Origin of the sequence: Aulosira sp. FACHB-615 (assembly GCF_014698045.1) — a bacterium.
Classification (GTDB): Bacteria; Cyanobacteriota; Cyanobacteriia; order Cyanobacteriales; family Nostocaceae; genus Nostoc_B.
Genome location: NZ_JACJSE010000034.1, coordinates 40,631 through 64,586, shown reverse-complemented (window position 1 = coordinate 64,586; position 23,956 = coordinate 40,631). Strand labels below are relative to the sequence as shown.

General features: G+C 39.9%; 21 protein-coding genes. 17 read left to right on the top strand and 4 right to left on the bottom strand.

The features are described 5' to 3' along the window. Positions 1-12: 12 nt before the first annotated feature. Together H6G77_RS36685 and H6G77_RS30330 are read left to right on the top strand one after the other, a co-directional pair. Complete coding sequence (locus H6G77_RS36685; RefSeq protein ID WP_396020692.1) at positions 13-204, top strand: hypothetical protein; 192 nt, start codon at positions 13-15, stop codon at positions 202-204. A 150-nt stretch (positions 205-354) separates the two neighbouring features. Then, positions 355-2,004, top strand: a complete 1,650-nt coding sequence (locus tag H6G77_RS30330) for a hypothetical protein (protein ID WP_190594899.1) — start codon at positions 355-357, stop codon at positions 2,002-2,004. 76 nt (positions 2,005-2,080) lie between these two features. Here the strand turns inward: H6G77_RS30330 and H6G77_RS30325 are convergent, their stop codons facing one another. Together H6G77_RS30325 and H6G77_RS30320 are read right to left on the bottom strand one after the other, a co-directional pair. Beyond that, the gene (locus H6G77_RS30325; RefSeq protein WP_190594898.1) at positions 2,081-2,509 is read right to left on the bottom strand and encodes a hypothetical protein; all 429 of its coding nucleotides are present in this window, start codon (positions 2,507-2,509) and stop codon (positions 2,081-2,083) included. Between the two features lie 31 nt (positions 2,510-2,540). After that, on the bottom strand, positions 2,541-4,349 hold the full coding sequence (locus H6G77_RS30320) for an ABC transporter transmembrane domain-containing protein (RefSeq protein ID WP_190873538.1): 1,809 nt from the start codon (positions 4,347-4,349) through the stop codon (positions 2,541-2,543). A 140-nt stretch (positions 4,350-4,489) separates the two neighbouring features. On the opposite strand from H6G77_RS30320, the gene H6G77_RS30315 reads away from it, so the two are divergent. From H6G77_RS30315 to H6G77_RS30280, 8 genes are all read left to right on the top strand, one after another. Then, positions 4,490-5,338, top strand: a complete 849-nt coding sequence (locus H6G77_RS30315; RefSeq protein WP_190594896.1) for a prohibitin family protein — start codon at positions 4,490-4,492, stop codon at positions 5,336-5,338. Positions 5,339-5,621: 283 nt separating this feature from the next. Further along, the gene (locus H6G77_RS30310; RefSeq protein ID WP_242048725.1) at positions 5,622-6,038 is read left to right on the top strand and encodes a DUF1824 family protein; all 417 of its coding nucleotides are present in this window, start codon (positions 5,622-5,624) and stop codon (positions 6,036-6,038) included. Positions 6,039-6,109: 71 nt separating this feature from the next. Next, positions 6,110-8,038: an ABC-F family ATP-binding cassette domain-containing protein gene (locus tag H6G77_RS30305; RefSeq protein ID WP_190873537.1), complete on the top strand. Its 1,929-nt coding sequence runs from the start codon at positions 6,110-6,112 to the stop codon at positions 8,036-8,038. A 376-nt stretch (positions 8,039-8,414) separates the two neighbouring features. After that, positions 8,415-9,635: a sensor histidine kinase gene (locus H6G77_RS30300; RefSeq protein WP_190594893.1), complete on the top strand. Its 1,221-nt coding sequence runs from the start codon at positions 8,415-8,417 to the stop codon at positions 9,633-9,635. A gap of 25 nt (positions 9,636-9,660) precedes the next feature. Continuing rightward, positions 9,661-10,149: a pentapeptide repeat-containing protein gene (locus H6G77_RS30295; protein ID WP_190594892.1), complete on the top strand. Its 489-nt coding sequence runs from the start codon at positions 9,661-9,663 to the stop codon at positions 10,147-10,149. A gap of 60 nt (positions 10,150-10,209) precedes the next feature. After that, on the top strand, positions 10,210-11,385 hold the full coding sequence (gene purT, locus H6G77_RS30290; protein WP_190873536.1) for a formate-dependent phosphoribosylglycinamide formyltransferase: 1,176 nt from the start codon (positions 10,210-10,212) through the stop codon (positions 11,383-11,385). 344 nt (positions 11,386-11,729) lie between these two features. Further along, a complete protein-coding gene (locus H6G77_RS30285) occupies positions 11,730-14,699 on the top strand; it encodes a PAS domain S-box protein (protein WP_199331700.1) in 2,970 nt (989 codons plus the stop codon). Between the two features lie 5 nt (positions 14,700-14,704). Continuing rightward, on the top strand, positions 14,705-16,033 hold the full coding sequence (locus tag H6G77_RS30280) for a response regulator (RefSeq protein WP_190873535.1): 1,329 nt from the start codon (positions 14,705-14,707) through the stop codon (positions 16,031-16,033). Between the two features lie 55 nt (positions 16,034-16,088). Here the strand turns inward: H6G77_RS30280 and crtH are convergent, their stop codons facing one another. Then, positions 16,089-17,600 carry a carotenoid isomerase gene (gene crtH / locus H6G77_RS30275; protein ID WP_190674463.1) on the bottom strand — a complete coding sequence of 504 codons (1,512 nt, stop codon included), beginning with the start codon at positions 17,598-17,600 and terminating at the stop codon, positions 16,089-16,091. 528 nt (positions 17,601-18,128) lie between these two features. Here crtH and upp point away from each other — a divergent pair. The 3 genes from upp (at position 18,129) to H6G77_RS30260 (ending at position 19,649) form a co-directional block, all read left to right on the top strand. Next, complete coding sequence (gene upp, locus H6G77_RS30270; protein ID WP_190594888.1) at positions 18,129-18,779, top strand: uracil phosphoribosyltransferase; 651 nt, start codon at positions 18,129-18,131, stop codon at positions 18,777-18,779. Between the two features lie 77 nt (positions 18,780-18,856). Beyond that, complete coding sequence (locus H6G77_RS30265; RefSeq protein WP_190594887.1) at positions 18,857-19,201, top strand: hypothetical protein; 345 nt, start codon at positions 18,857-18,859, stop codon at positions 19,199-19,201. 172 nt (positions 19,202-19,373) lie between these two features. Beyond that, a complete protein-coding gene (locus H6G77_RS30260; RefSeq protein WP_062287113.1) occupies positions 19,374-19,649 on the top strand; it encodes a YggT family protein in 276 nt (91 codons plus the stop codon). Positions 19,650-19,783: 134 nt separating this feature from the next. On the opposite strand, the gene H6G77_RS30255 is transcribed toward H6G77_RS30260, so the two are convergent. Then, positions 19,784-20,224, bottom strand: a complete 441-nt coding sequence (locus H6G77_RS30255; protein ID WP_190873541.1) for a biotin carboxylase — start codon at positions 20,222-20,224, stop codon at positions 19,784-19,786. A 298-nt stretch (positions 20,225-20,522) separates the two neighbouring features. Here H6G77_RS30255 and H6G77_RS30250 point away from each other — a divergent pair, with 298 nt between their 5' ends. Genes H6G77_RS30250 through arsH form a run of 4 tightly spaced genes read left to right on the top strand, consistent with a single transcriptional unit; the run spans position 20,523 to position 23,870 of the window. Further along, positions 20,523-21,584 carry a PstS family phosphate ABC transporter substrate-binding protein gene (locus H6G77_RS30250; protein WP_190873534.1) on the top strand — a complete coding sequence of 354 codons (1,062 nt, stop codon included), beginning with the start codon at positions 20,523-20,525 and terminating at the stop codon, positions 21,582-21,584. A 29-nt stretch (positions 21,585-21,613) separates the two neighbouring features. Beyond that, on the top strand, positions 21,614-22,765 hold the full coding sequence (gene arsB / locus H6G77_RS30245) for an ACR3 family arsenite efflux transporter (protein ID WP_190873533.1): 1,152 nt from the start codon (positions 21,614-21,616) through the stop codon (positions 22,763-22,765). 35 nt (positions 22,766-22,800) lie between these two features. Next, complete coding sequence (gene arsC / locus H6G77_RS30240) at positions 22,801-23,199, top strand: arsenate reductase, glutathione/glutaredoxin type (protein WP_190594884.1); 399 nt, start codon at positions 22,801-22,803, stop codon at positions 23,197-23,199. A 17-nt stretch (positions 23,200-23,216) separates the two neighbouring features. Beyond that, the gene (arsH, locus tag H6G77_RS30235) at positions 23,217-23,870 is read left to right on the top strand and encodes an arsenical resistance protein ArsH (RefSeq protein WP_190674458.1); all 654 of its coding nucleotides are present in this window, start codon (positions 23,217-23,219) and stop codon (positions 23,868-23,870) included. Positions 23,871-23,956 lie beyond the last annotated feature (86 nt).

The window sequence follows — 23,956 nt, the reverse complement described above, 5'->3', positions numbered from 1 at the left end:
GGTGCGAAAGTTATTTGTTTATCCCCATACTCCCCCGATTTTAATCCAATTGAATTATGGTGGTCACAACTTAAATCTTTTTTACGCAATTTTGCTCCAACTACAACAGAAATGGTTGATAAACTAATCTCAGTTGCACTCGACTTAATAAATCCTCAACATTTAAGAAACTGGTTTGCTAGTTGCTACTACTGTACCTCATAACAGCCGTAGGTGCTGTATGGAGACGAAAAACGCTGTAAGACAAGAATAAGTTTGGCTTAGTATCTTTTACAAACTTGACAGCCAGCTAACTTGTAGGATAAGTTTCATTTGATGACCTTTCGTCCCACATATTGAAGTGGGTAGGAGGCGATGTATGATTGGCAGTATTTCTTTAAGAGCGATCGCACTAATCTAAATCAAGTTTCTTACCGCATCTTTGAACCGGAGTGGAAAGCTGATATTCTCCACTGGTTCAGTCGAGAGGATGTCGATAAGCAGCAAAAAGAAGATTTTATCCAGGCTTTAATAGATTTTGACGACGGTTGCGGCGGTTTTTATCGCTATCGCGCCTATTTTCTGGCGGCTGAGGCGATCGCTAAATTTCCCGAAAGCAGTTTGGCTGATAGGATTGTCGAACAACTGCTCAAATGGAGTTATGGCTATTTTCGACAAGATAAGCGAGATTGGCAGATATTACCCCAACCTTTGGTAGAGAGGGCGAGAAAAACCCTGGAATTAACCGATAGAAAAAAAGTAGTTGCGGCTTTTGTTCATTTGGTTCACACAACTGAAAGTCGCACAATTATGAGACTCGCGGCTGAGAAGTTAGGAAAACTCGATCCAGGTAATAAAAGTGCGATCGCAGCTTTGGCGTTAATGCCAATTGCTGAGGATGAACCTGAACCTACATTTTGCCAGATTAGTCAAACTTTTAGGCAAATATCAGTATTAGATGAAACTGCGATCGCAACTTTATCCGAACAACTTCAAAATGCTCAGTCTGACATAGAATGTTTGCAAATGGCTAGAAGTCTCCTAGAAGCAGACTCTAGTAATCAAATTGCAATTAACGCTCTATTCAAATTAGTTAACAATCTCGGTCAATCGCCAAAATATCCAGATGATGCTCAGTATATTGCATGGCAAGCAACTATCTGTCTGGTACAAATTGATCCTACTTATGAACTAGTAATTAATGCCCTAATTCAGCTTATTAGGACTGCGAAAGAGCATTCATATTTAAGCATAGCCGTGAAGTATTTGGGATCAATAGGTTTGGGTAACAAAGCTGTACTTGTCACTTTAACTGAGCTAATTACTTCAACTCAAGACTATTATTTGTTATGTTACGCAGTTGAGAGTTTAGAAAAAATTGACCCAGGTAATAAAATCGGGATTACGACTCTAATAGAGAAAATAGAAAAGGTTCAGGATGAATTTTGTCTTAAGAAAGCAGCTTGCCTGATAGGAAAGTTAGATCCTGGTAATAAATTGGCAATTAGTACATTATCCCAGTTACTCCAAAATACTCAAGATGAATCATTTAAGTTGTATATCGCTAAGAGTTTAGCAAAAATAGATCCTGGTAATCCACAGGCAATTTTTACATTATGTACAACACCAGAAAACCATTTACATCAAATATTATTGATGACATCGATTCAAAATCTAGAGCAACTAAATGCCAGCAACATATTAGTGAAAGATAAATTCAACGAAATTATTCCTATCCTTATCGGATACATCCAAAACTTTCAGACTGCTGATGACAATCAAAACTACTACAATAATCTTACCAGCAATCTATCTTATGAATCCTATCTGTTAGATATAGCTGACAGTTTAAATAAAATCCTGCCAGTTGAATATTTGCCACAAGTCCTCACATCTTTAAAAGACTATTTGAACCAAAAATTTTACAAAAATAGTTCTTATCGCTATGAGGCTGTGTTGAAAATTATCTGGCACTGTGCCGAAAATCTAAAATATCCAGAGTTTTATCAACTTTGGCACAGCTAATAAATTAAAAAGCTACGCAGAGAAAATTGATATCTTTCTCTGCGTAACGTTGCGTTTTCCTCAACATTCCTCTGCGTTAAACAACAATCTCACCACTCATTCGCTGTTCTAATAAATCCAACAACCCATCTACATCTTTACCAACTTGTGCAAAACATTCAGGCGGTGTTGGTTCTGGTGCAAACTGAATTAACTTAACTTCTCCCTTGCCAATACCTATCATCAATACTTCCACCTCTGGCTGATGATGGGTAATAATTCCGATAATTTCTTGCAGCCGATTTTCCACATTCTCATTTAATTTCTCTATCGCTTCTTGGGGACAATAAACAAAGTGCGGAGTTGGCTGCAAATCGATGCCGATAGTACCCTGGCTATCACCATTTTGTAACCATAATGCCCAAGATAACGCCGCCAATTCTTGTTGATTTGCCTTCACAAACCTATCCAACTGACTACGCCACTTACTATCACCTGTCTCCGACTGGGTACTACCAAACATCATTTCTTTGCGCCTTTGCGCCTCTGCGCGAAACTTATCTTAAACCACTCTGCACACGCCACAAACTAGCGTAAACTCCATTTTTCTCCAACAACTCTTCATGGGTTCCCGACTCGACTAATTGTCCATATTCCATGACATAAATACAGTCGGCATTACGAATTGTGGAAAGACGATGAGCGATCGCAATTGTGGTTCTATCTACTGTAATCTTTTCTAGCGATCGCTGGATAGCGGCTTCGGTTTCATTATCTACAGCTGATGTCGCCTCATCTAAAATCAAAATTGGGGGATTCTTTAACACTGCACGAGCGATCGCAATTCTTTGGCGTTGTCCACCAGATAACTTTTGTCCCCGTTCCCCGACAATTGTCTCATAACCTTGGGGTAGATTTTGAATAAATTCATGGGCTTCTGCCACCTTCGCCGCTTGGATGATTTCTTCGGTAGTCGCATCAAACGTGCCGTAAGCAATATTCTCCGCTACCGTACCATGAAAAAGAAACACATCTTGGCTAACTAAGCCAATACAACGGCGTAAATCACGCAAACCTAAATCTTGAATATCCACTCCATCTACCGTAATACTGCCATTTTCCACCTCATAAAACCGCAGTAACAGCTTCACCAAAGTACTTTTACCGGAACCTGTTGAACCAACAATGGCGATGGTTTTACCAGCCGGAATCAGCAAAGATAAATCAGTAATTACCGATAATCTATCTTTATAGGCAAAAGTCACATTTTTAAACTGTACTTCGCCGCGCACATTCTCCACAGGTAAGGCTACATTTCCGGGATGAATTGCAATTGGTGTATCTAATAAATTCATCACGCGGTTAGTTGAAGCCATCGCCCGTTGATATTGGTCAAAGGTATCACCTAACCTAGTTAAAGGCCACAACAACCGTTGAATTAAAAACACCAACACGCTGTAAGTGCCAACAGTCATTTGTCCTGCAACCGCAGCCATTCCACCATATAATAGTAATGCGGTGAAACCAACTAAAATCAGCATCCGAATCAGGGGAACAAATGCAGCCGAGAGTTTAATTGCTTTCGAGTTACTTTTTTTGTAAGCTTCACTGTCTTGGGCTAAACGATAGCTTTCATAATCTTCGGCGGTAAAACTTTTAATAGTAGTAATCCCACTTAAATTATTTACTAGTCGCCCATTTAAATAACCTACCTTTTCGCGCACATCAGCGTAACGCGGTGCAAGCAGGCGTTGAAAAGCAAAGGAACCCCAAAGAATAAAGGGCATCGGCGACATCGCCATCCACGCTACACTAGGAGCCAAGATAAAGAAAGCTCCACCAATAATGACTACTGTCGTGGCTACCTGGATAATGTCATTAGCTCCCACATCTAAAAAACGCTCTAGTTGGTTGATATCATCACTAAGGATGGACATCAAACCACCAGTACTGCGTTCTTCAAAATAAGCTAATTCCAAATCTTGTAGATGGTTATAAGCATCCAGTCTCAGGTTATGCTGAATATTTTGCGCCAAATTGCGCCAAAGTTTGGCGTAAGCGTACTCAAAAACTGACTCTAGTATCCAGATGACAACCGTGAGTAGGGAAATAATTAAAAATTGTCCAAAGACATCTTTGACACCCAACTGGGCAATGATAGAATCCTGCTGTTTGACTACTACATCCACCGCTACGCCAATTAACCCCGGTGGCGCTAAATCAAACAGTTTGTTCAGAACAGAACAACCAATTGCCAACCAGATTTGTTTACGATACTGGTGTCCGTAGTCAAGCAGGCGATGGAGGGGATGCACTGAATGTCTACGCTGGTTTAATATCTGACGAGAATTAAATGCTATAGCCACAGTCGTTTAAAATTGTGTGCATTTGATGATAACACGGAGAGGAAGTATCTGACTTTTGTAGAATTTAGCCAGCCTTAACAGGCAAATAAAGTCTCACAATCATACTGGAGTTGCGGGAAAATCCAAAAGGAGATACAACCTTGAGAAATCAACAATTTGGCAATTGGCAAACTACAACTTTAGGAATTTTGTTAGGAATACTGGTGATTATTGGGCTGAATGCCTTTATCATTATCAATCCAGGGCAAGCAGGCGTGATTAGTATTTTGGGTAAAGCTAGAGATGGTGCTTTATTGGAGGGGATTCATTTGAAACCGCCTTTGATTTCCGTGATCGATGTGTATGATTTAACAGTGCAGAAATTTGAAGTTCCAGCCGAAAGTTCCACCAAAGATTTACAAAATTTATCGGCACGATTCGCCATTAACTTCCGTCTTGATCCTTCACAGGTAGTAGAAGTGAGAAGAAAACAAGGAAGTTTAGAAAATATAGTATCAAAAATCATTGCTCCCCAAACCCAAGAAGCATTTAAAATTGCAGCAGCCAAAAGAACAGTAGAAGAGGCTATTACTAAACGGAGTGAACTAAAAGAAGACTTTGATAATGCGTTAGGCGATCGCTTAGACAAATACGGAATAATTGTGCTAGATACTAGTGTAGTTGACTTGACTTTCTCGCCCGAATTTGCCAGAGCCGTAGAAGAAAAACAAATTGCCGAACAACGCGCCCAAAGAGCCGTTTATATAGCCAGAGAAGCAGAACAAGAAGCCCAGGCAGAAATTAATCGCGCTAAAGGTAAAGCCGAAGCACAAAGACTTTTAGCCGAGACACTCAAAGCTCAAGGTGGACAGTTAGTTTTGCAAAAAGAAGCAATTGAAGCATGGAAAACAGGTGGCGCACAAATGCCAAAAGTTTTGGTTATGGGTGATAAATCTCAAAGCAGTGTACCCTTTATTTTCAACCTGGGGAATGTTCCTAATCAACCATAATTTAGGTAAATTAACCAAATATCCAATCATCAATGATTTACAAACATCTCTGCCTTGTCTACCTTCCCTTGTCTTTTTTGTTCAGATATCCAATAGGGCTGCCATATATTTCACAGTGCCACTTTTAGATTACAGATTGTAGATTTTTTGGCTTTATACCAGGAAACTTACCCACTCAAATTGTTTCCCTTTGTAGCTGAAGATAAGATCAAAATCCCCAATCTAAAATTGATTCTGTTCACCTCACACAAAAGGCAAATTCTCGAAAACCATGATTAAATCTATGCCAAACTCCAACCAACTCCCCCTGACTGTTGCTGATGCTCGAAAATTCCTCAACAAATTCAACTGTTTAGATATTGCCCCAGTCCTTGATAATGCCGAAAAAGCCTTGGTGCGTCAGTCTTTAATCTTAATTACCAAACTTTCTGACTATCAAATATTAGGAATTTGTGCTGACACCGCCGCCGAAGCCCTACTGGCGATGAAAACTTACTCACGGGCTTTAGGTTATGGAGTCCCGACCGATTTACCCACCACCGAAGGGCCAGTCTATATCAAATTAAACGGCAAAAATGGTCTGTGCTACCTTGATTCCTACGCTGGACATCATCGCGGTGTATTAGTATCTTGCCAATCTTATGATGAAAGAGGAATCAACGAAATGTATGGACATCTACCCCTCGATTTATTTGCCTAAAATTTGGGACAATGTAGGTAAGGTAAGAACCTTGCCTACTGACTGGCGATCGCAAATAACAAATCTATATTATGAGTATTATTACGCTCCAATCTGTTAAAAAAGATTTTGGTATCAAAGAAATATTAAAAGACGCAAACTTTAGCATTGATGCTAATGATAAAGTTGGCTTAATTGGTACTAATGGTTCTGGTAAATCAACACTATTAAAAATGATTGCCGGACTAGAAACAGTTGATAGTGGGCAAATTATCACCAACTCCGGTGCAAAAATCATCTACTTACCCCAACAACCAGATTTAGACGAAAGTCGCACAGTTTTAGAACAAGTTTTTGCTGACAGTGGCGAACAAATGATATTGGTACGCGAGTATGAAGAACTATCAGATAAACTCGCCCATTATCCCGAAGATAGTCAGTTAATGTCTCGTCTTTCTGTTGTTATGCAAAGAATGGACGCAACAGGCGCATGGGAATTAGAAACTAACGCGAAAATAATTCTGACAAAATTAGGAATTGCCGATTTTGATGCACCCATCGCCACATTATCAGGGGGATATCGTAAACGTATAGCCTTAGCCACAGCCTTGCTTGCAGAACCCGATGTTTTACTGATGGATGAGCCAACCAACCATCTAGATGCACTATCTGTAGAATGGTTACAAAGTTATTTAAATCGCTTTCGCGGTGCATTATTCTTAATCACACACGATCGCTACTTCTTAGATAAAGTCACCAATCGCATCATCGAAATCGATAGAGGCGACATTTACACTTACACAGGTAACTATTCATATTATCTCGAAAAGAAAGCCCTAGCCGAAGAATCAGCCGCCAGCACTCAACGCAAACATCAAGGAGTATTGCGGCGAGAATTAGAATGGTTAAAGCGTGGCCCCAAAGCTAGAAGTACCAAACAAAAAGCCAGAATTCAGCGTGTCCATGCTATGCGCGAAACTGAATTTAAACAAGGTTTAGGTAAAGTAGATATTTCCACAGTTAGCCGTCGCATTGGCAAAAAAGTTATTGACATCCAGAATATTTCTAAAGCTTATAACGATAGAACTCTCATTAAAGATTTTACTTACGAATTCAGCCCCGAAGACCGCATTGGTATTATTGGCGGTAACGGCGCAGGTAAGTCTACTTTAATGAATATGATTACCGGACGTATACAGCCAGATTCTGGTAATGTAGAGATTGGTTCGACAATTCACATTGGTTATTTTGACCAACACTCCGAAGAATTGCTCACAGCTTTGAATGAAAATCAGCGCGTGATTGACTATATCAAAGAAGAAGGCGAATTTGTGCAAATTGCCGATGGCACAAAAATTACTGCATCCCAAATGTTAGAAAGGTTTCTCTTTCCTGGAAACCAACAGTATGCACCAATTCATAAACTTTCTGGTGGCGAAAAACGCCGCTTATTTTTATTGCGTATATTAATAAGTGCGCCCAATGTTTTAATCTTAGACGAACCTACCAATGATTTAGATGTTCAGACATTGGCAGTCTTAGAAGACTATTTAGAAGACTTTTCTGGGAGTGTAATTGTAGTTTCGCACGATCGCTACTTTTTAGACCGTACAGTAGACACAATCTTTGCCTTAGAAGAAGGTGGAAATATCCGGCAATATCCGGGGAATTATTCAGTTTATCTCGATTATAAAAAAGCCGAAGAAGCAGCACAACAAGAAGCAGCTAAAACTCAAGAAAAATCCAAAAATTCCACAGCACAAACAGCCACTCAAACTAAAGATAGCGAAACCAAAAAACGCCGTCGGTTATCCAATTGGGAGAAACGCGAATTTGAACAATTAGAAGCTAAAATTTCTCAACTAGAAGCCGAAAAATCCGAAGCCGAAGCAGCTATGAATAAAGTTGCGCCAGGGAACTATAGCCAAGTCCAGAAACTTTACGAACAAGTAGAAAATCTCAAACAAGCAATTGATACCGCTACAGAACGCTGGTTAGAATTAGCCGAAATCGAATCTTAAAATTAATGAAGCTTTCTTGAAGTTTTTCTGATTTATCCTGGTAGAGTCTGTCAGCCCTTGCCCTTTGGTGAGGGCATTTCTATGATTAGATTATGATTCTGCTATTTAATAGCGTATCTGCCATTCCAGTCAAATCAAGTTCGTTTAATTATTTATAATTCCTGGAATCATTACACCCCACCCCCAAATTCTCCCCCTCAATAGGGACGGGAGACAAAGCGTAGCTTTGGCGGGGTGGGGTTTAGAGGTTTTAGTAAGTAATCAAACGGACATGATATTACTTGAATTGCTTTGATACAGTCGAATCAAAATGAATATTTCCCTATGTGTTTAGCGATGGTATAGGTTCTGTTGCCGTTAATTTTGGCTGAATACTATGTTAAGTTCTCCAATGATTCTGTCTTTGATTGTCACCTTGATTAGTCTTGGTGCTGGAATAATGGGATTATCCATTATCAAGACGCGAAAAATTCTCAGATTTTTCAAGACAGAATCAGATAAACTCAATTGGCGAGTTATGTTTTCGCTCATGGTCTTTTTTCTGGGTGGTTATTTATTATGTATTTACTTAACAATTAACAAGCTGTTTGACTGGATACCATTGCTAACGGGCATGGTGTTCTTTTTTGGTTCATTATTTGTGCTGTTTAGTGTGAATACTTACTATCAAACACTACAACGATTATTTTTAGTACAAGAACAATACCGCATAGCTAAAGATAATGCAGAATCAGCCCTATCTCAATTAACAGAAACTCAGCAATCGCAAATGCAATTAATTCAACGCGAAACTATGTTGGCGTTAGGAAAAATGGTAGCTGGCGTTGCCCATGAAATTAATAACCCCATCAGTTTTATTTATGGTAATTTACAATATTTGCGCCAATATACTAATGACTTACTCAATCTTCTAGATACTTATGCTGCTGTGTATCCTAACCCAGATGACAAAATTGCTAAAGCTCTTGCTAAGAGTGATATAAGTTTTATCCATCTTGATTTGCCAAAACTCTTAGACTCAATGGAGTCTGGCACAACTAGAATTAGTGAAATTGTTGAATCACTCTCTAGTTTTTCGCGGTTAAATGAATCGGAATACAAAAAAGCTGATATTCATCAAGGTATTGATAGTACACTTGTAATTTTACAGCACAGACTTAACCGCTTTGCAAGTAATAGCAAACCTATTTCAATCATTAAAGATTACGGCACAATACCACAAATTTATTGTAATCCTCGTCTTTTAAATCAAGTATTTCTGAATTTAATTAATAATGCTATTGATGCTTTAATTGAAAAAGAAGTAACCCCCGATAGTAATCTCGATGAGGCAGCAACTATTTGGATTCGGACATTTCAATCCCAGGAAAATCAAGTTACTATCTCAGTTACTGATAATGGTTGTGGCATGAATGAACAAATTTGCCAAAGCATTTTTAAACCTTTCTTTACTACTAAAGCTGTTGGGCGAGGCACAGGTTTAGGTTTATCTATTTGTCATCAAATTATTGTAGAGCAACATGGTGGCTCGATTAAATGTGTTTCTCTGATTAATAAAGGTACGACAATTGATATAATACTACCTATAAAAAGATAGTTTTCAGCTATTAATATTAGATATAATGATTAATTTACAAACTCAGGAATTACGAGAAAGTGCAATTCAATTTTTAGAAAAAAATCCTCAACAACGCCTACAAACTCTCAAATCATTAGGAATAGGTCGTTATACTTTTTTAAGTGAAATTAAATTAAATGAAGCTAATATAGTTTGTATGATGCGATTTTTACAAAATCCTCAACAACTAAAGTTTCCTAATTTAGTTGGTGCTGATTTATCTAGTTTGATATTAGAGGAAGTAAATTTTATTAGAGGTAACTTAACTAATGCAAATCTACAAAATAGTAGTTTAGTTAATGCTGATCTCCTATTTGCTAATTTTACTAAAGCTGACTTACGCAACGCTGATCTAACAGGCGCAACCCTTAATGAAACTATTTGGACAGAGGCTTTAGTAGAAGGATGTCAGTTGGGTGAAGGTAGTGGTTTAACTCAGTTACAGTATCAAGATTTAAAGTTGCGCGGGGCTAAGTTCACTCATTTAAAATAATGATAATTAAAATCCAAAAAATTATAAGATGATGATACTGAAAATTTTCTGGATAAATTGATGAGTGATTCTCTTAAGTTGCCGAAAAAACTGATGCTGTTGGGTTCAGGTGAACTCGGTAAGGAATTTGTGATTGCGGCGCAACGGTTGGGTAATTATGTAATTGCTGTTGACCGCTATGCAAATGCGCCAGCGATGCAGGTTGCTGATTGTGCGGAAGTAATTTCTATGCTGAGTGCTGATGATTTAGAAGCAGTGGTGACAAAGCATCAGCCCGATTTGATAATACCAGAAATTGAAGCAATTAGAACTGAAAAGTTACTAGAATTTGAACAAAGAGGGATTACAGTTATTCCGACGGCGGCGGCGACTAACTACACAATGAACCGCGACAGAATTCGGGAATTGGCACACAAAGAGTTAGGCATTAGAACGGCTAAATATGGTTATGCTATAACTCTAGAAGAATTAATTGCAATCTCCGATGAAATTGGCTTTCCCAATGTAGTTAAACCTGTAATGTCATCTTCTGGAAAAGGTCAATCTGTAGTTGCGAATCAAGATGAGGTGGAAAAGGCGTGGAATTATGCGATCGCAAATTCTAGAGGTGATAGTCAAAAAGTCATTGTTGAGGAATTTATTAACTTTGAAATTGAGATTACATTGCTGACAATTAAGCAATGGAATGCGCCAACAATCTTTTGTTCACCTATTGGTCATCGTCAAGAAAGAGGCGACTATCAAGAGTCTTGGCAACCAGCAGGTATACCGGAAGATAAAATCTTACAATCTCAAGCTATAGCTAAAAAAGTCACCGACGCTTTAGGTGGAGCCGGAATTTTTGGGGTGGAATTTTTTATCACTAAAGATGAGGTAATTTTTTCGGAACTTTCACCACGACCCCATGATACAGGTATGGTGACATTAATTTCTCAGAATTTGAATGAATTTGAATTACATTTGCGGGCGGTTTTAGGCTTACCTATTCCTCATATTGAACAGTTTGGCCCTTCAGCTAGTGCAGTAATTTTAGCTGCCGAAAAATCAGACTCAATAAACTTTATTGGTGTGGCTGAAGCTTTAGCCGAAAAAGATGTCGATATAAAATTATTTGGTAAACCTTCGGCTCATCCTTATCGCCGTATGGGTGTTGCTTTAGCTAAGGCTGAGAATGTGCAGCAAGCAAGAGAAAAAGCAACAACAGCAGCAAGTAAAGTGCAAATTATTTCGAGTTGAATAGCATATTAAACCCCTCAGACTGCAAGTAGAGACGTTAAGTGTAACGTCTCTAATTAGCCTGCAAAGGCATTCTCAGTATATGCTTCTTAATATCGATTTTGTATAACACAATTATATAAATAGTTAACAAAAGATGTAATTTTATTGAGTTATTCTACAAAAATAATCTCAATTTTGTTGTTTGTTAGTTTTGAATATTTTTAGGGAACTCTGGGTATGAAGTAGATTGGTTAACACTCATCACTTCACAAAACAACATTGCTGATTCAGAAGATAAACCCGCAAATTTCTGGGCAGATTCCCCCTGTGCGGACTTTCAAGAGAATGAGTAATCAAAAAGCATGAGTCAGACACCAGAGCCAACAATGTTCCCAGATATTCAATCTTTAGCGACAACAGATATCAATGACAATCCACTAGCGATCGCTCTCTATCAAACCATTGAATCTGCTTCGATAGGAATAGCCATATTTAATCAAAATATGCAGTATCTAGCTGTAAGTCAAAAATGGCTAGAAATCTATAAATTAACTCAAGATATTATTGGCAAATCTCATTATGAGGTTTTCCCTGATATCCCTGAAAGATGGAGGCAAATTCACCAACAATGTTTAGCCGGAGCCAACGCGCAAAACAATGCAGACTGTTTTCCTCGTGCTGATGGTTCGGAAGAATGGGTAAATTGGTCAATCCGTCCGTGGCATTTGCCTACAGGTGAAGTTGGCGGCATTATCATCTTTACTGAAAATATTACTCAACGCAAACAAACTGAATTTGCCCTCCAGCGCAACGAAGAACGCTATCGGTCTTTAATTACAGCTACTTGTCAAATTGTCTGGATAGTGCCACCTGATGGTCTTGTTACCAACGATATTTCCGCGTGGCGAGAATTTACAGGGCAAACCTTAGAAGAACTGTTGGGATGGGGATGGTTAAATGCGATTCATCCAGACGATCGCTTATTAACCGCTCAATCATGGGAAAAAGCGGTAAAAAATAAAAGTTTATTTGAGGTAGAGTGTCGGATTCGTCGATATGATGGGGAGTATTTTTACTGGCTGACGCGGAGTGTCCCCATCTTGGAAGCTGACGGTAGTATTCGAGAATGGATTGGGGTACAGACAAATATTCAAGATCGCAAACAAGCTGAAGAAGACTTGCGTGAAAGCAACACCTTGCTACGCTCAATTTTAAACAGTACACCCGATTATATTGTCGTTAAAGATGCTCAAGGGCGGTATGTTACTTTAAATTCTAATGCGGCAAACTTTATGGGTCGTGCTGTTGAAGAGATCATTGGTAAAAACGATTTTGAATTAATGCCATTAGAAGTGGCACGTAAGTATGCAATTCAAGACCAACAGATTATCACCACAGGTATTACCATCACCAATGAAGAATATCTCTGTAGTGCCGATGGTCAAATTAATGGCACCTTCAGGACGACAAAAACTCCTTGGCAAGATACTGAGGGTAACATTCTGGGTGTAATTGCCTTAGCTAGTGATATTAGCGATCGCAAACAAGCCGAAGAAGAATTGCGACAAACTAACACAGTACTAGCTTCCATTTTAGAAAGTACACCAGATTTTATCGTGGTCAAAGACCGCCAAGGTCGTCATGTTGCCCTGAACTCTAATTTGGCGAATTTTATTGGCTTACCAATTGAAGAGATTATCGGCAAAGATGACACGGAAATATTTCCGCCAGATGTGGCCTTGGCCATTATGAAAAAAGACCGCGAAATTATCGTCACAGGTAAAGCGGACACCTTTGAAGAAGAGGTTGCTAAGGATGGAGTTCGGGGCATATATCTCACCTCTAAAGCTCCTTGGCGAGATGCTCAAGGTAATATTCTCGGTATGGTTGCCATCACCCGCAATATTACCGATCGCAAACAAGCCGAATTTGCCCTCGCTCAAGCCAAAGAAGCAGCCGAAGCCGCCAGTCATGCCAAAAGCGAATTTCTGGCTAATATGAGCCATGAATTACGGACACCCTTAAATGGCATTCTCGGCTATGCCCAAATTTTACAGCGTTCCAAACATCTCAACCAAGATGAGCGATCGCGTATTGATGTCATTTATCAGTGCGGTTCTCATTTGCTCACCTTAATCAACGATATCCTCGACTTATCAAAAATTGAAGCCCAAAAAGTGGAACTGATGACCAGCGATTTCCACTTTCCCGCATTTCTGCAAGGTGTCGCCGAAATGTGTCGCATTCGTGCAGAACTCAAAAGCATTCAATTTCAGTATCAATTTGCCAGCGAATTACCAATTGGTATCCGCGCCGATGAAAAACGTCTGCGACAAGTCTTAATTAACCTCCTCAGCAACGCCATTAAATTTACTGATGCAGGTCAAGTCACCTTTACCATCAGCTATGCTTCTGGAGGTAAAATCCGCTTTGAAGTCCGCGACACAGGCGTTGGTATCCCCCCAGAAAAACTCCAAGCCATATTTCAACCTTTTGAGCAAGTGGGCGACAGACGGCGACAAACAGAAGGTACAGGCTTAGGATTAGCCATTAGCCAAAGAATTGTGGACTTAATGGACAGCACAATTCACGTTCAAAGCGAAATTGGCGTTGGCAGTATTTTTTGGTTTGATGTTTACTTACCAGAAGCTCAAGAATGGGTGAAAACTTCCCAAGCTGATGATTTTGGACAAATTATCGGGATTAAAGACCGCAAACCCAAGATTTTAGTTGTAGATGATAAATGGGAAAATCGCTCTGTGATTTATAACTTACTGACTCCCATTGGGTTTGAAGTTACAGAAGCCAATGATGGTGCAGAAGGTTGGCGAAAAATTGCCGAGTTTCAGCCAGATTTAGTCCTGACTGACTTGTTAATGCCAGAAATTGATGGTTTTGAGTTAATTCACCGCATTCGCCAATCAGAAGCTTTTAAACACATCGTGATTATTGTTTCCTCAGCCAGCGTGTTTGAAAGCGACCAACATCGCAGCATTGAAGCTGGTGGTAATGATTTTCTCCCCAAACCAGTGCAGGCGATCGCATTATTTCAAAAATTGCGGCAATTTCTCAACTTAGAGTGGCTGTATGAAGAGCAAAGCCCTGAAAACCCGTTATTAACACATCAAGCCGATTTAATTCTACCTCCCCAGGCAGAGATAGAAACTCTCTATGAATTAGTGATGAAGGGTAACTTTAAGGGAATCATAAAACAAGCAGCATTAATTTCCCAAATAGATCCCAAATATCTTCCTTTTAGCAAACGGCTGCAACAACTAGCACAAGAATTTCAAGACCAAGAAATTCTGGCACTCATTCACCCTCAACAGTAAGCGTTATGAGTCTTACCACCGAACAAACTCCCACAGTTTTAATTGTTGATGATAATTCTGCTAATTTAGGTGTCTTGTCTGATGCTTTAGATCAGGCTGGTTTGGAAGTGATGGTAGCGAAATCTGGAAAAGTTGCTTTAGAGCGAGTTAAATACGCTTTACCCGACTTAATCTTACTGGATGTCATGATGCCAGAAATAGATGGATTTGAAACCTGTCGTCTATTAAAGGCAAACCCCAAAACTAAAGATATTCCCGTTATTTTTATGACGGCACTATCAGATACAACCAATAAAATCGCCGGGTTTCAAGTTGGTGCAGTAGACTATATCACTAAACCTTTTCAACAAGAAGAAGTTTTATCACGAGTTCAATTACACCTCAAGCTACATGATTTAACTGTCAAGTTAGAACATAAAAATTCCCTATTAGAGCAGAAAGTGTCGGAAGTTAGCCAAGCTTATACTGACCTAAAAAACGTACAGATTCAGTTAATTCAAAGCGAAAAACTTTCCAGCTTAGGACAAATGGTAGCCGGAATTGCCCATGAAATTAACAACCCTGTCAACTTCATTTATGGCAATCTCGTTCATGCCAATGAATACACTCAAGAAGTTTTAAAACTGCTGCATTTATATCAAGAAGAATACCCAGAACCCACACCCCGCATTCAAGCAGAACTAGAATTAACAGATTTAGAATTTCTAGAGAGCGATTTATTAAAATTGCTCAACTCCATGAATTTTGGTGCAAGACGCATTCGAGAAATTGTTAGGTCTATGCGAATTTTTTCGCGTACTGATGACGCAAATCTTACAGAAACCGATATTCATGAATGTCTTGAAGGTACGCTGACAATTTTAAATTATCGTCTGAAACAAAAATCCGACCATCCCGCGATCGCAGTTATCAAAGACTATGGTTTACTACCACCAGTCGAATGCTATGCTGTACAAATTAACCAAGTATTTATGAATATTCTCTCTAACGCCATTGATGCTTTAGATGAATATGATAAACAGCGTTCTTTGGCAGAAATTCACCAAAAACCCAGCAGCATTAAAATTCATACCAAAATGATTAGTGATGATTGGGTTGCCATTCACATTGCAGATAACGGCCCAGGAATTCCGCCCGAAGTCCAAGCAAAGTTATTTGAACCTTTCTTTACAACTAAACCTGCGGGTAAAGGCACAGGATTAGGTTTATCTATCAGCCATCAAATTGTTGTAGACAAACACGGTGGTCATATTACCTGTAAATCTTCACCAGGAACCGGGACAGAATTCATCGTCAAAATTCCCCTCCAACAAACAGTGTCTCAAGTCGCTTAAATTAAAAGTGCTGAGTATGGCAGGTGACAGGTTACAGGTGACAAATGACCAATGACTATCGACCAATTCCCAAATCAACAGCAATGCGATGGGCGCAAGCAAAGCCTGAAAACGCTACAGCATTTAAACCCTGACCAGGAAAGGTACTATCACCCACACAATAAAGTCCTGGAATAGCTGTGCGGTTGAATGGCATCCCTAACAAGCCCCATAATTTACGTCGGGGAATTGGCCCATAAGTCCCATCTTCGCGCCCCAAAAAGCGGCGATGGCTGCGGGGTGTCCCGACTGATAGATAATCTAACCCTGCATCCAACCCCGGAAAAATTTGTTCTAGTCGGTCAATAATTCGCCAAGCTGCTGCTTCTTTTTTGGCTTCATATCTGTTTGGCGATAAACCCAGCCAACCATCAATCCAGTGAGGTGTAAAGGCATGAATGATATGATGTCCCGGTGGTGCTAAATCTGGGTCAAGTAATGTGGGGATAGAAACAAAAATCGTGCCTTCTGCGGCTGTCATTTTTGCCCAATCTTCTAACAAAATATGATGGCATTCTATATGCTGAGGTAAAACTGAGCTTTTCACGCCGATATGTAAACTCAAAAAGCTGGGCGATTTTTCATAGCGTTGTTGCCATATTTTCTCATTATTAGGTATTTTCTCTACAGGAATTAATTTGCCAAATGTATCCCAGCGTGTAGCATTAGAAACTATGCGTTTACCTCGATAAATTTTACCATTAGCAAGTTCTACACCGACAGCACGTCCTTGTTCTAGGATAATTTTTTTTACCCTCGCTTGATACTTAATTTGACCACCAAGTTGTTCTAGTCCTTCCACTAGTTTTTGAGCAATTATGCTTACTCCACCTTTAGGATAATTAACACCGCCATAATGTCTATCGGAAAAGACCATCCCAGCATTAATCATGGGTGTCATGCTTGCTGGCACTACCGACCAGCAATAACATTCCATATCAATGAATTTTAATAATAAAGGGTCTTTAATATAGCGCCGCGCGATATCTCCAACATTTTGTGGTAAATATTTCAGTAACCCAAAACACGCTAAAGGATGCTGGAAGAACATCCGCATCAGATACCGAGGTTCTTCTAAAGACAACAAATCCATACGGTTTAGGCAATTAAAAACTTGCCAGCATTCGTTATAAAAGCGACGAATACCTCTTGCTTCTTGCGGAAAATAAGCAGTAAGATTTTGCAAAAAGTTGTCATAAACCCGGTCAACTTTAATGTCTAATCCATCGGGTAAATGATAATGGATTTGTACTGGATCTGGTATTGTTTCGATTTGCATATTGACCGCATCTAAGGCGCGAGTCAGCAAGTTAGTTGTGCCGTTTTTTCCCAGCCCAAAAATCATCGATGCGCCAACATCAAAGTGATAACCATGCTGTTCAAAATAGCCGGCACTACCACCGGGAATTAAATAACGCTCTAACACCAAAACTTTTGCGCCTTTGGCTGCTAGTTGAGTTGCTGTTACTAAGCCACCCATTCCCGAACCAATGATAATTGCGTCAAATACAAGATTGTTATTTGTCATTGGTCATTTGTCCTTTGTTATTGGTTATTGGTATTGCTAAATACAAACTACAAAATAGCCTAATTTCCGTTCCGGAAGTTTAGTCTTTTTACTTAATTAGGACTTACGCATCAAAACGAAAATCAAGGGTTTTGACGAGGGTATAGGGGTTCAGGGGTATAAGGGTGTACTTATTTAAAACCCTTACACCCAATCTCCACAGATAATCTTTGTGCGTAAGTCCTGTTAATATCTGCACTGGGTTGTGTTTCTACGCCTGAAAACCCAACAAGTGACCAATGACCAATGATTAATGACCAATACAAAAAAGAGGGACAAGCCTGCAACTGCTGGCTAATCCCGTCTGCCGATCCTTAAAGAGAGGAGAACACTGATTCATAATATAACTTTGATTGAGAATATATGTCAACTACTAATGAAAAAGATTTTCAATAATTTTTGGAGGTTGATTTTGGCTGCCAGCTACACACAGGAAAGAGTATGATGAGGTTTCAGTTCCAATAAAATCAAAAGTACCAATTTCCAGCTATGACGGTACAGCTGCGTGTTTACGTTCCACCCCATCCTTTAATTAAGCACTGGTTGGCAGTTGCCCGTGATGCTGCTACACCTTCAGTATTATTTCGCAGTGCTATCACGGAGTTAGGCAGATGGCTAACTTACGAAGCGGCGCGGGAGTGGCTACCAACTCTAGAGACAACGGTGCAGACTCCTTTGCAGGCTTGTCCCGCAACTTTTATTAATCCAGAAGTGCCTGTGGCAGTGGTGCCGATTCTGCGGGCAGGGTTAGGATTGTTAGAAGGGGCGCAAACTTTGTTACCTTTGGCTTCAATTTATCATTTGGGCTTAGTCCGTGATGAAGAAACACTAGAGGCTCGGTGTTATCTGAATAAATTGCCGGAAAAATTTGATCCGCAAACCAGGGTGTTAATTACAGACCCGATGTTAGCTACTGGGGGGTCGATTATGCGGGCGATGGCAGAATTAACTCAACGGGGAATTGACCCGGAGTTGACGCGAATTGTCAGTGTAGTTGCAGCTCCGCCAGCATTGCAAAAATTAAGTGCGGCGTATCCGGGTTTAATCGTTTACACTGCAACTATTGATGAAACAGTGAACGATCGCGGTTTTATTGTACCGGGATTAGGCGATGCGGGCGATCGCATTTTTGGTACTTAAGTTACTATGCAGCTAGGAAAGGAAAATCGCTTAACACAAGATCAAGATTGTAAGATTGCTTCAAGGCGGGTAAAGTTATGAGTCAGCGAGATGGTTTTGCTAGTGGTTTTTTCGCAGGGGCGCTGTTTGGCGGCTTAGTTGGTGGTGTTTTGGGCGCTGTCATCACTTCTCGGCTGGATTTAGAATCAACAGAAGAAGAAGCCGAACTCAGTAATGGTGTGGTAGAGCCGAAAAAAAATTCAGCCAAACGACGGATGAGAGCTTTAGACAATGGAAATCTGGAAATGGAATCAGCTAGGCGATCGCTAGAAGATAAAATTGCTCAGTTAAATGCCACAATTGACGAAGTAAGGCAACAGTTGGGTAATGTAAACGGCAGTGCTAGTCAAACAGCAGGCGATCGTTCCTCAATACAAGATTAGTCATCTTTAAACGGCTTTCTGCAACTGAGTTTCCATCTTCAGACTAATCAACAACGGCGGTAAACGTTAGTCGTGGTCAAAATAGATACTAATTCGCAGACAGCATGACAACGACTAAACTAAAATCAACTATAAGACCGCTTGTGAAACTTAGCAGGAAACCCCAAAATCCATGTTTTTACTGATTAGCACTCTCAATACCTTCATACAGCTTTATACGGCTCTACTATTTATTAGAGTTTTATTGACTTGGTTCCCTACCATCAATTGGTATAATCAGCCTTTTTCTGCTTTAAGCCAAATTACTGACCCATATCTCAATGTCTTCCGTTCCATTATCCCCCCCTTGGGCGGCATTGATCTTTCCCCAATGTTGGCGATTTTATTGCTGCAAATAGTAGGACAAGTAGTAGGTAGTCTAGTAGGTGGTTTGCAGGTTTTTGCCTAACTATCCACTGGATGTTATTGAAAGTCTGGGTGAATCAACCCAGACTGTTTATTAAAAGCTGTCGTCACTCAACACTTACACTTCGACTGCGCTCAGTGTACAACACTCAGCATTTAGCACTCAGCACTCAGCAATCATCTTCGGACTTGACTACTAAATCCCGACGCTTTAAATTGCTTTAACTTTAAAGGTAATGGCTGATTTGCTGGTACAGAAATTCTCAACTCAAAATCGCTAGTTCCTGGGGGAACTTCGGCAATAGAACCAAGGCGGGTACGATTTTGTAAAACTGGGTCGTTGTTAGCATCATATATCCGACCATAGATATCTGCATCGTAGACGGTTTTATAAGTGCCATTTTCGGCTTTACCTATGACAATAAAGCAATTAGCCGCAGTTGCGCTACCGCCACTTGTCACTGCCCCCTGAGCTAGTTCTGGGGGACAATCTTTATAAGAAATGTCAAATAGTTTAATCTGGGTTAAGGCTTCGGCTGTTGGTGTGATTACCCATGAGAGAAGCGCAAACAGACAAACAGTAAATATTAGCTGCATCAGTTTTGAGTAGTACTGCATAACCAAAGTTGGGAAATTCCATAAAAATGCTTTGCTGTGTTGTTTTTTCATATTTCACACAGGTAATTAATTACTCTAAGCGAACTTAGTGCTGAAAAACTCGGCATTCAGCACTATTTTTAACCTCAGCTTACCTGAATTTCGCAACCAAGAGATTGCAGACTTTAAATTCTGCGGAGTATCCATCAAGTTTTTTTGATGAATTTTTGTATTCTTTAGTTGACATCCACCTTATACATCAAGAAAATTTGATATGAGGAATAGACAACCTTAGCGACAACACGCGGTGGAGAGGTCGATGAATACAAAAGTTAAGAAATTGGCTCTCGTGTTGGGAACGCTGACTCTAATCAGCAGTTGTGCCGATAAATCAACTTCTAATACTCAAAGTCAGCAGTCTCCAAGTGCTGTAGAAGTGAGTAATAGTAAAAAGACTGGGATACCGATTAAAATTGATGGTTCTAGTACGGTGTATCCTATCACGCAAGCGATCGCCAAAGAGTTTCAAGCAGACTCTAATAACAAGGCGCAAATTGAAGTCAAATTTTCTGGTACTACAGGCGGGTTTGAAAAATTTTGTGCAGGAGAAACAGCAATCAGCAATGCGTCCCGACCGATTTTGTTAGCAGAGATGACAGCTTGTAAAAATAATGGAGTGGGGTATATAGAGCTTCCCATAGCTTTTGATGCTTTAACTGTGGCTGTAAATCCTCAAAATACTTGGGCAAAAGACATCACAGTAGCAGAATTAAAAAAGATTTGGGAACCTGCGGCTCAAGGGAAAATTACTCGCTGGAACCAAGTACGAGCATCTTGGCCAGATCGTCCTTTGACTTTGTATGGTGCTGGGGGAAAATCTGGTACTTTTGACTACTTTACAGAGGCAATTGTTGGTAAAGCTAGAGCTTCTCGCAACGATTATACAGCCAGTGAAAATGATGAAATGTTAGTAGATGGCATTAGTAAAGATCCAAATGCGTTAGGTTACTTTGGCTACGCTTATTACGAAAAACATCAAGATAAATTAAAAGCTCTTTCTATTGATAGCGGCCGTGGCTCTGTATCACCTTCACGGCAAACAGTAGAGAAAGCAATGTATCAACCACTTTCTCGACCATTATTTATTTACGTTAATCCTCAATCTTTCTCACAAAGGGGAATACTGTACGAATTTATAGACTTTTACATTAAAAATGCCCCAAAAGCTGTAACTTCTGTGGGTTATATACCTTTACCTGACGAAGGCTACCAGATAAATTCTGTTCACTTTTATCAAAGCAAGGTAGGAACAGTATTTGATGGCAAAGCAGAAATGAATCTCACAATTGGTGAATTGTTACGAAAAGAAGCCAAGTTTTAGCGATTAAGTTTGATTTTAGGTGTACTTTAATGGCTCATAATTCACAAGCTAGTCCCACTCGGATACAAGCAGGAAGCAATCTCAGCTTTTTTGAAAAGTACCTCACTGTTTGGGTATTTTTATGTATCTTTGGCGGAATTGTTCTGGGTCGATTATTTCCAGGAGTGGCGGTAGCACTGGACGCAATGAGTGTATATCAAGTGTCGATTCCCATTGCTGTCTGTTTGTTTTTCATGATGTATCCCATCATGGTGAAGATTGACTTCACCCAAGCTACAAATGCTATCCGCGCCCCAAAACCGGTAATTCTCACCTTGGTAGTGAATTGGTTGATTAAACCATTCACAATGGTGGTCTTTGCTCAGTTTTTTTTAGGATGGTTATTTCGTCCTTTGATTGTCGGAAGTGAAATGATTCGCGGTGGTGAAGTTGCACTGGCTAATTCTTACATTGCCGGCACAATTTTATTAGGAATTGCACCTTGTACAGCAATGGTGCTGATGTGGGGATATCTTTCTTACGGCAACCAAGGACACACCTTAATTATGGTGGCTGTAAACTCTTTGGCTATGCTATTTTTATATGCGCCTTTGGGTAGATGGTTACTAGCGGCGAATAATTTAACTGTACCTTGGGAAACTATTGTTTTGTCGGTACTAATTTACGTTGGTTTGCCGCTAATAGCAGGAATGTACAGCCGTTACTGGATTTTTAAATATAAAGGTAAAGAGTGGTTTGAAAGACGATTTCTCAACTATTTGACTCCCGTGGCGATTACGGCTTTGTTATTAACTTTGGTACTGCTGTTTGCCTTCAAGGGTGAATTAATTGTGAATAATCCCTTGCATATTTTGTTAATTGCTGTACCATTGTTTATTCAAACTAATTTCATTTTCTTGATTAGTTATGTAGCAGCATTAAAGCTGAATTTAGCTTACGAAGATGCTGCACCAGCAGCATTAATTGGCGCGAGTAATCATTTTGAAGTAGCGATCGCCACGGCTGTGATTTTATTTGGCTTAAGTTCTGGTGCTGCACTGGCTACGGTGGTAGGGGTTTTAATTGAAGTGCCAGTCATGTTAATGCTGGTTGAAGTTTGTAAACGCACAGCAAGTTGGTTTCCGAGAGAACCGGAGAAAGCAACCTTGCTAGATCCGCGTTGTTTTGGGGATTGCAAATAATCACAACTATCAGGAATAAAAAACAGGGGTTATCTATGAAACGTGTCATGTTTGTGTGTAAAAAAAATTCTGCCCGTTCACAAATGGCGGAAGGTTTTGCTAAAACCTTGGGTAAGGGAAAAATTGCTGTGACTAGTTCGGGATTAGAGGCGAGTCAGGTAAGGCCAGAAGCGATCGCAGTGATGCAAGAAATTGGGATTGATATTACTGATCAGCATTCCAAACCCCTAAGTGATTTTCAAGCCGAAGATTTTGATGTGGTGATTTCTCTGTGTGGTTGTGGTGTGAATTTACCGCCGGAGTGGGTAGTGCGCGAAGTATTTGAAGATTGGCAATTGGATGATCCGGCTGAACAACCTGAGATTTTTCCGAGAGTGCGCGATGAAATTAAAGAACGGGTAGCGCAATTAATCGCATCGGTAAATCAAGCATAAACTTATTTATTTCCATCATGACAACATTCGACCATCCCCCCAGAATTTTATTTTTATATGGTTCTTTGCGCGATCGCTCTTACAGTCGCCTGTTAGCCGAAGAAGCCGCCCGCATCATTACAGAATTTGGTGCTGAGGTGAAGTTCTTCGACCCCAGAGAACTCCCAATTTACGGTAGCGTCCCTGACACCCATCCCAAGGTTCAGGAATTGCGTGAATTAAGTTTATGGTCAGAAGGGCAAGTTTGGTCTAGTCCAGAGTTACACGGTCAGATTTCTGGGATTATGAAAAACCAAATTGATTGGATTCCTCTGAATATAGGTGCAGTTCGTCCAACCCAAGGTAGAACTTTGGCTGTAATGCAGGTAAGTGGTGGTTCCCAATCGTTCAACGCCGTGAATACATTAAGAATTTTGGGGCGATGGATGCGGATGTTTACGATTCCCAATCAATCATCAGTGGCGAAAGCATATCAAGAGTTTAACGAAGACGGCACTATGAAAGATTCACCCTACCGCGATCGCGTTGTGGATGTGATGGAAGAACTTTATAAGTTTACTTTGTTGTTACGAGACAAAGTAGATTATCTCACTGATCGCTACAGTGAACGTAAAGAGAAAGCAGCCAAAGAAGTCATTGAGGTGGCGAACAAAGCTTTGCAAACTAATTAATTAAAATTAATTTTGAGCGATCGCATCTCTGTTATGAGAAAATTCTTAATTAAATAGGCAATAGGAAATAATACTATTGCCGTTCA

Bases quoted from the DNA above. Each gene is read 5' to 3' on its own strand.
- H6G77_RS30330 (WP_190594899.1), top strand. From the start codon at position 355: ATGTATGATTGGCAGTATTTCTTTAAGAGCGATCGCACTAATCTAAAT.
- H6G77_RS30325 (WP_190594898.1), bottom strand. From the start codon at position 2,509: ATGATGTTTGGTAGTACCCAGTCGGAGACAGGTGATAGTAAGTGGCGT.
- H6G77_RS30310 (WP_242048725.1), top strand. From the start codon at position 5,622: ATGCCAAACTCCAACCAACTCCCCCTGACTGTTGCTGATGCTCGAAAA.
- H6G77_RS30305 (WP_190873537.1), top strand. From the start codon at position 6,110: ATGAGTATTATTACGCTCCAATCTGTTAAAAAAGATTTTGGTATCAAA.
- H6G77_RS30300 (WP_190594893.1), top strand. From the start codon at position 8,415: ATGTTAAGTTCTCCAATGATTCTGTCTTTGATTGTCACCTTGATTAGT.
- H6G77_RS30295 (WP_190594892.1), top strand. From the start codon at position 9,661: ATGATTAATTTACAAACTCAGGAATTACGAGAAAGTGCAATTCAATTT.
- purT (WP_190873536.1), top strand. From the start codon at position 10,210: ATGAGTGATTCTCTTAAGTTGCCGAAAAAACTGATGCTGTTGGGTTCA.
- H6G77_RS30285 (WP_199331700.1), top strand. From the start codon at position 11,730: ATGAGTCAGACACCAGAGCCAACAATGTTCCCAGATATTCAATCTTTA.
- H6G77_RS30280 (WP_190873535.1), top strand. From the start codon at position 14,705: ATGAGTCTTACCACCGAACAAACTCCCACAGTTTTAATTGTTGATGAT.
- crtH (WP_190674463.1), bottom strand. From the start codon at position 17,600: ATGACAAATAACAATCTTGTATTTGACGCAATTATCATTGGTTCGGGA.
- upp (WP_190594888.1), top strand. From the start codon at position 18,129: ATGACGGTACAGCTGCGTGTTTACGTTCCACCCCATCCTTTAATTAAG.
- H6G77_RS30265 (WP_190594887.1), top strand. From the start codon at position 18,857: ATGAGTCAGCGAGATGGTTTTGCTAGTGGTTTTTTCGCAGGGGCGCTG.
- H6G77_RS30260 (WP_062287113.1), top strand. From the start codon at position 19,374: ATGTTTTTACTGATTAGCACTCTCAATACCTTCATACAGCTTTATACG.
- H6G77_RS30255 (WP_190873541.1), bottom strand. From the start codon at position 20,224: ATGCAGTACTACTCAAAACTGATGCAGCTAATATTTACTGTTTGTCTG.
- H6G77_RS30250 (WP_190873534.1), top strand. From the start codon at position 20,523: ATGAATACAAAAGTTAAGAAATTGGCTCTCGTGTTGGGAACGCTGACT.
- arsB (WP_190873533.1), top strand. From the start codon at position 21,614: ATGGCTCATAATTCACAAGCTAGTCCCACTCGGATACAAGCAGGAAGC.
- arsC (WP_190594884.1), top strand. From the start codon at position 22,801: ATGAAACGTGTCATGTTTGTGTGTAAAAAAAATTCTGCCCGTTCACAA.
- arsH (WP_190674458.1), top strand. From the start codon at position 23,217: ATGACAACATTCGACCATCCCCCCAGAATTTTATTTTTATATGGTTCT.